Genomic DNA, 6,554 nt, shown 5'->3' with positions numbered 1-6,554 from the left:
TATCGCGTCGTACCAACAAGGCGGTCGCGCGCGCCAGGCACAGGAGGGACTGGCCCGAAACAAACGTAGGAGCGGGTTTACCCGCGAAGCGCCGCGCGGGCGGCGCTCGGTCTCATAGGCGGTGAATGTCTCAAGCCGGACGCGGGCGGCGCTCGGTCTCACAGGCGATGGATGTCTCGAGCCGGACGCGCGCGGCGCTCGATCTCACAGACGCCAGAGAAACAAAGGCGGGCCCTCTCCACAGCCATTGCTATCTCAAGGCAGACCCTTGGCAGCCCCACCCCACTCTCAAACCGCCCTACCCTGCTTCCTGGCAACCCTGGGAAGAGCCCGCGCAACAGCAGGTATCCGCAATACCATCAACACAGCCCCAATAAACGCATAGATGGCCCATTCCCGAAGGTCCGAGCGCACGATCCAAAGGAAATGCAACAAGCCCAACCCAAGCACCGCATACACCAACCTGTGCAGCTTCTTCCACCGCGCCCCAAGCCGCCGTTGGCTGTACCGGTTCGAGGTGACCGCCAGCACCAGCAAACCCAGGAACCCCAGCGCCCCCACGATAATGTAGGGCCGCTTGCGCAGCTCCACCGCCAACTGCCCCCAATCCAGCCCAAGAATAAAGAACAGGTAACAGAGGATGTGCAGCACTATATAAGCGAACACCCACAACCCCAGCTGCCGGCGAACCACGATCCAGCCAGACCAGCCCGTCAGCTTCTGCAGTGGGGTCATGCTCAAGGTCACCAACAAGAAGGTAAGCGCCCCAAGCCCAAGGCGATCCATCATGATCTTCCCGGGATCAGGCCCCAGCAGGTTCATCGCCGCTTCATATAGCCACCACACCGGGAACAGGCAGCCTACGATGAAGATGGCCAAGCGAAACCAGGGGTAACGCATCAGTAGTTCTTCCGCAGATCGAGCCCGGTATACAGCGACGCCACTTCATCGGCATAGCCATTGAACATCTGTGTCTCCCGCACGTTGGGGCTGAACAACCCGCTGGGCAAACGACGTTCGCGCGCCTGGCTCCAGCGCGGGTGGTCGACTGTCGGGTTCACATTGGCATAGAAACCATATTCATCCGGCGCCAGCCCTTCCCAGGTAGTGCCGGGCTGCTCCGCGACCAGGCTGATGCGCACAATCGACTTGATGCTCTTGAAGCCATACTTCCAAGGCACCACCAAACGCAACGGCGCACCGTTCTGGTTGGGCAGTTCCCGGCCGTACATACCCACTGCGAGAATTGCCAGCGGGTGCATCGCCTCATCCAGGCGCAACCCTTCTCTATAAGGCCAGTCGATCAAGGCGAAGCCAGAACGTTGCCCCGGCATATGCTGCGGATCCTTCAGCGTTTCGAAACGCACATAACGCGCACTGGAAGTCGGCTCGACCTGCTTGAGCACCTGAGCCAAAGGGAACCCCAGCCACGGAATGACCATCGACCACGCCTCTACGCAGCGCAGCCGATAGATCCGCTCCTCAAGCTGATAGGGTTTGACGAAGTCCTCCAGTGCATAGCGTCCGGGCTTGCCCACCTCACCATCCACCACAATGGACCACGGTTCGGTCTTCAGGCTGCCGCCATTGGCCGCCGGGTCGCCCTTGTCGGGCCCGAACTCGTAGAAGTTGTTGTAGTGAGTGGCATCCTTGAACGGCGTGATCGCCTCGTCCTTCACCGTCACCGCCTGCCAGCGCGTGGCCGCGAGCTTGTCAGTGAACCAGGCCGGCGCGGCCCCAGCCTGCACATCGGCATAACGCGACATTTGCGCTGCACCCACCCCGCCCGGCAATGCGCCTAGCGCCAAGCCAGCCAATGAGCCACCCAGCAGGGTACGACGGGAAAGGTAAATGCCTTCGGGGGTGATCTCCGACGCCTTGCACTCGGAAGACCTGGGAAGCTTGATAAGCATGAACGGCTCCATAGCACTGAGTAACGGATGTACCAGTAAGACTATGGAGCCGTGAGGTTATTCCAGCGTTAAGTGATTTTCACGCTTTGCGACGGCGCGCCTTCAGCAGGAACTGGATCGGCCCCGATGCTGCATAGGCGAGGAAGATCAACAGAAGGATACGCGGTGGGTCGCTGAACACGACGGCAAATACCAGCACCACCGCCAGGATCGCCACAAACGGCACGCGCCCCTTGAGGTCCAGCTCCTTGAAACTGTTGTACTTGATGTTGCTGACCATCAGCATGCCAGCAGCAGCCACCAGCAGCGCGACCAGGAACGACAGCTTGGAGCCCTGGATGCCATAGTCACTGAACGCCCATACGGTGCCCGCCACCACACCTGCGGCAGCCGGGCTGGCCAGGCCGATGAAGTAGCGCTTGTCGGCGGTACCGACCTGGGTATTGAAGCGCGCCAGGCGCAACGCGGCACCGGCCACATAGATGAAGGCAACCATCCAGCCGACCTTGCCCATGTCACCCAGCGCCCAGCCGAAGGCCAGCAAAGCCGGGGCCACGCCGAAGGCGACCATATCCGACAGCGAGTCATACTCGGCACCGAAGGCACTCTGGGTATTGGTCATGCGCGCAACGCGGCCGTCCAGGCCGTCGAGCACCATGGCCACGAAGATGGCGATAGCGGCAAAAGCGAAGTACTTGCTCGCCTCGCGCGGGTCGCCGGCACTCAGGGCGCTCTGTGCGCTCATCGAGCTGATGATGGAATAGAAACCGGCAAACAGGTTGGCGGTGGTAAACAGGTTGGGCAACAGGTAGATGCCGCGGTGGCGCACCTTGCGGCCTTCGGCGTCATGCCCTTCTTCAACGTGCTCATCGACAGGTAGCAGGCTTTCGGCGTCGGAGGGCTTGTTCGGCTCTTCGGGACGTTCGCTCATGGAGGGTACCTTGCAACAGGATGGAAAATGTTCGACACGGGCCCGCGAAACAGGTTCTGACAGCGAGCCACTGGTCTGCTTTATACCAGAAGCTGGATGCCAGAACGAAAAAACGCGGCCGAAGCCGCGTTTTTCATCTATCGATAAGACTTAGTTCTTGGTCTTGTCGACGATTTTGTTAGCAGAGATCCACGGCATCATCGAGCGCAGCTGCTCGCCGATGATCTCGATGCCGTGAGCGGCGTTGTTGCGGCGCTTGGCGGTCATCGATGGGTAGTTGGTAGCACCTTCGGAGATGAACATCTTCGCGTACTCGCCGTCCTGGATGCGCTTCAGGGCATTGCGCATGGCCTTGCGGGATTCTTCGTTGATGACTTCCGGGCCAGTCACGTACTCACCGTACTCGGCGTTGTTGGAGATCGAGTAGTTCATGTTGGCGATGCCGCCTTCGTACATGAGGTCGACGATCAGCTTCAGCTCGTGCAGGCACTCGAAGTAGGCCATTTCCGGCGCGTAGCCAGCTTCGACCAGGGTCTCGAAACCGGCTTTGACCAGCTCGACGGTACCGCCACACAGAACAGCCTGCTCACCGAACAGGTCGGTTTCGGTTTCGTCCTTGAAGGTGGTTTCGATGATACCGGTACGGCCACCACCTACGCCCGAAGCGTAGGACAGAGCGACGTTCTTGGCGTTGCCGGAAGCGTCCTGGTAGATAGCGATCAGGTCAGGGATGCCGCCGCCTTTGACGAACTCGGAGCGAACGGTGTGGCCCGGGGCTTTCGGCGCGATCATGATCACGTCGAGGTCGGCACGCGGAACAACCTGGTTGTAGTGGATCGAGAAGCCGTGAGAGAAGGCCAGGGTAGCGCCCTTCTTGATGTTCGGCTCGATTTCGTTCTTGTACAGAGCGCCCTGGAACTCGTCCGGGGTCAGGATCATGACCAGGTCAGCCGCAGCGACAGCGGTAGCAACGTCGGCAACTTTCAGGCCGTGGGCTTCAGCCTTGGCAACGGTAGCCGAACCTTTACGCAGACCGACGGTAACGTCTACACCGGAGTCTTTCAGGTTGCACGCCTGAGCGTGGCCCTGGGAGCCGTAACCGATGATGGCGACTTTCTTACCCTGGATGATGGAAAGGTCGCAGTCTTTATCGTAGAAAACTTTCATGAAAATACCCCTGGTTATATCTCGGCCCCTGCGGAGCCATCGCTAATTTTTTGGATTTAGATGCTGAGCACTTTGTCGCCACGGGCAATGCCGGTAACGCCGCTGCGCACGGTTTCCAGAATCGATGCAGTGCCGATCGCCTGGATGAAGCTGTCCAGTTTGTCGCTGGTACCGCTCAGCTGCACGGTGTACACGCTGGCGGTCACGTCGACGATCTGGCCACGGAAGATATCCGTGGTGCGCTTGATCTCGGCACGCTGGGCACCGGTGGCCTTGACCTTGACCAACATCAGTTCACGCTCGATGTGAGCGCTTTCCGACAGGTCGACAAGCTTGACCACTTCGACCAGCTTGTTCAGGTTCTTGGTGATCTGTTCGATCACTTCGTCATGGCCAACGGTGGTCAGCGTCAGACGCGACAGGGTCGGGTCTTCGGTTGGCGCTACAGTCAGGCTTTCAATGTTGTAGTTGCGCTGGGAGAACAGGCCGACCACGCGGGACAACGCACCTGGTTCGTTTTCCAGCAGCAGGGAAATGATGTGCCGCATATCAGGTACGCTCCGTCTTGCTCAGCCACATGTCACGCATCGAGCCATCCTTGATCTGCATCGGATAGACGTGCTCACTGCGGTCAACCGCGATGTCGATGAACACCAGACGGTCCTTCATCGCAAACGCTTCTTCCAGCTTCGGCTTGAGGTCCTTCAGGCTGGTGATGCGGATACCCACATGGCCATAGGCCTCGGCCAGCTTGATGAAGTCAGGCAGCGACTCGACGTACGAGTGCGAGTGACGACCGTTGTAGGCCATGTCCTGCCACTGGCGGACCATGCCCAACACACCGTTGTTCAGGTTGACGATCTTCACCGGCAGGCCGTATTGCATGCAGGTGGACAGCTCCTGGATGTTCATCTGGATGCTGCCTTCACCGGTCACACAGGCCACGTCCTGATCCGGGAAGTTGAGCTTGACGCCCATCGCCGCCGGGAAGCCGAAGCCCATGGTGCCCAGGCCACCGGAGTTGATCCAGCGGTTTGGCTTGTTGAAGCGGTAGTACTGCGCGGCAAACATCTGGTGCTGGCCCACGTCGGAAGTGACGAAGGCATCGCCATTGGTCACTTCGCACAGTGTCTCGATGACTTTTTGCGGTTTGATGACGTTGCCATCGCCCTTGTCGTAAGGGAACAACTCGCCATTGCCACGCCATTCGTCAATCTGCTTCCACCAGGCATCCAGCGCCGCCTTGTCAGGCTGCTCGCCGATTTCCTTGAGGATGCCGAGCATTTCGTTGAGCACGCTGTCGACCGGGCCGACGATTGGCACGTCGGCCTTGATCATCTTCGAGATCGACGCCGGGTCGATGTCGATGTGAATGATCTTGGCGTTCGGGCAGAACTTGGCCGGGCCGTTTACAACGCGGTCGTCGAAACGCGCACCGACGGCAAAGATGACATCGGCATGATGCATGGCCATGTTGGCGGTGTAGCTGCCATGCATGCCGAGCATGCCGAGGAACTGGCGGTCGGTACCCGGGAAGCCACCCAACCCCATCAGGGTATTGGTGACCGGCAGGTTCAGCGACTTGGCGATTTCAGTCAGGGCTTCGGAGCCACCGCCGAGGATCACACCGCCACCGGAGTAGACGACCGGACGCTTGGCCGCCAGAAGCATCTCGGCAGCCTTGCGGATCTGGCCGGAGTGACCGCGGACCGCCGGGCTGTAGGAGCGCAGCTTGACCTTTTTCGGGTAGACGTATTCGAACTTCTCAGCCGGGTTGGTCATGTCTTTTGGAATGTCGACCACGACTGGACCTGGACGACCGGATTGCGCCAGGTAGAAAGCTTTTTTCAGAACTTCAGGGATCTCGGTCGGATTCTTGATCATGAAGCTGTGCTTCACGATCGGCCGCGAGATACCGATCATGTCGGTTTCCTGGAAGGCATCGGTGCCCACCATGGTGCTAGGCACCTGGCCGGACAGGATGACCATCGGAATCGAGTCCATGTAGGCGGTGGCAATGCCGGTAATGGCATTGGTCGCGCCAGGACCGGAGGTTACCAGCACCACACCGGCCTTGCCGGTGGCGCGAGCGTAGCCGTCCGCCATATGGGTGGCCGCCTGCTCGTGACGAACCAGGATGTGTTCCACTTCCGGTTCTTTGAACAGTGCGTCGTAAACATGCAGGAGAGCACCACCAGGGTACCCGTAGATGTGCTTAACGCCTTCGTCACGCAAGAAGCGGACGACCATCTCAGCGCCAGATAAAAGCTCCACGTTGTTCACCTCTAAAACGCCAGAATACCGCCCTCACTGGACGGGTCTTAATAGGTTTACTGCCAAGCAGAGCATGAGCGAACGTCAGCACTGACTGAGCAAGTATTGGGAGATCCCCAGAGTGTTGCGGGGATTTCCCACCCAGCGCGAGGTAACGCGTTGCGGGGTGTAACAGGTCGGCGCGGGTGTGCACCTCATGATCTGCTTAGCGGGTCTGCTTCTGGCAGTCCCTCTACAGCGGAAGTTGGATTCTTGTGATTCGGCGCCAA

At 59.5% G+C, this 6,554-nt stretch carries 6 protein-coding genes; all 6 read right to left on the bottom strand.

The window, feature by feature from the left end:
- Nucleotides 1-288: 288 nt before the first annotated feature.
- Nucleotides 289-900: a protein-methionine-sulfoxide reductase heme-binding subunit MsrQ gene (gene msrQ, locus C4Q27_RS15875; protein WP_064491452.1), complete on the bottom strand. Its 612-nt coding sequence runs from the start codon at nucleotides 898-900 to the stop codon at nucleotides 289-291.
- Nucleotides 900-1,913: a protein-methionine-sulfoxide reductase catalytic subunit MsrP gene (gene msrP, locus C4Q27_RS15870; RefSeq protein WP_104887047.1), complete on the bottom strand. Its 1,014-nt coding sequence runs from the start codon at nucleotides 1,911-1,913 to the stop codon at nucleotides 900-902. The genes msrQ and msrP overlap by 1 nt, the downstream gene beginning before the upstream one ends.
- 79 nt (nucleotides 1,914-1,992) lie before the next feature.
- On the bottom strand, nucleotides 1,993-2,844 hold the full coding sequence (gene pssA / locus C4Q27_RS15865; RefSeq protein ID WP_003250045.1) for a CDP-diacylglycerol--serine O-phosphatidyltransferase: 852 nt from the start codon (nucleotides 2,842-2,844) through the stop codon (nucleotides 1,993-1,995).
- 150 nt (nucleotides 2,845-2,994) lie between these two features.
- The gene (gene ilvC / locus C4Q27_RS15860; RefSeq protein WP_003250043.1) at nucleotides 2,995-4,011 is read right to left on the bottom strand and encodes a ketol-acid reductoisomerase; all 1,017 of its coding nucleotides are present in this window, start codon (nucleotides 4,009-4,011) and stop codon (nucleotides 2,995-2,997) included.
- Between the two features lie 56 nt (nucleotides 4,012-4,067).
- Complete coding sequence (ilvN, locus tag C4Q27_RS15855) at nucleotides 4,068-4,559, bottom strand: acetolactate synthase small subunit (protein ID WP_003250040.1); 492 nt, start codon at nucleotides 4,557-4,559, stop codon at nucleotides 4,068-4,070.
- A gap of 1 nt (nucleotide 4,560) precedes the next feature.
- Nucleotides 4,561-6,285 carry an acetolactate synthase 3 large subunit gene (locus C4Q27_RS15850; protein WP_064491454.1) on the bottom strand — a complete coding sequence of 575 codons (1,725 nt, stop codon included), beginning with the start codon at nucleotides 6,283-6,285 and terminating at the stop codon, nucleotides 4,561-4,563.
- Between the last annotated feature and the right edge of the window lie 269 nt (nucleotides 6,286-6,554).

Source organism: Pseudomonas sp. SWI36, from assembly GCF_002948105.1.
GTDB lineage: Bacteria > Pseudomonadota > Gammaproteobacteria > Pseudomonadales > Pseudomonadaceae > Aquipseudomonas > Aquipseudomonas alloputida.
Note: the sequence above shows the minus strand (reverse complement) of the source record. Positions and strands in the feature narration are given on the sequence as shown.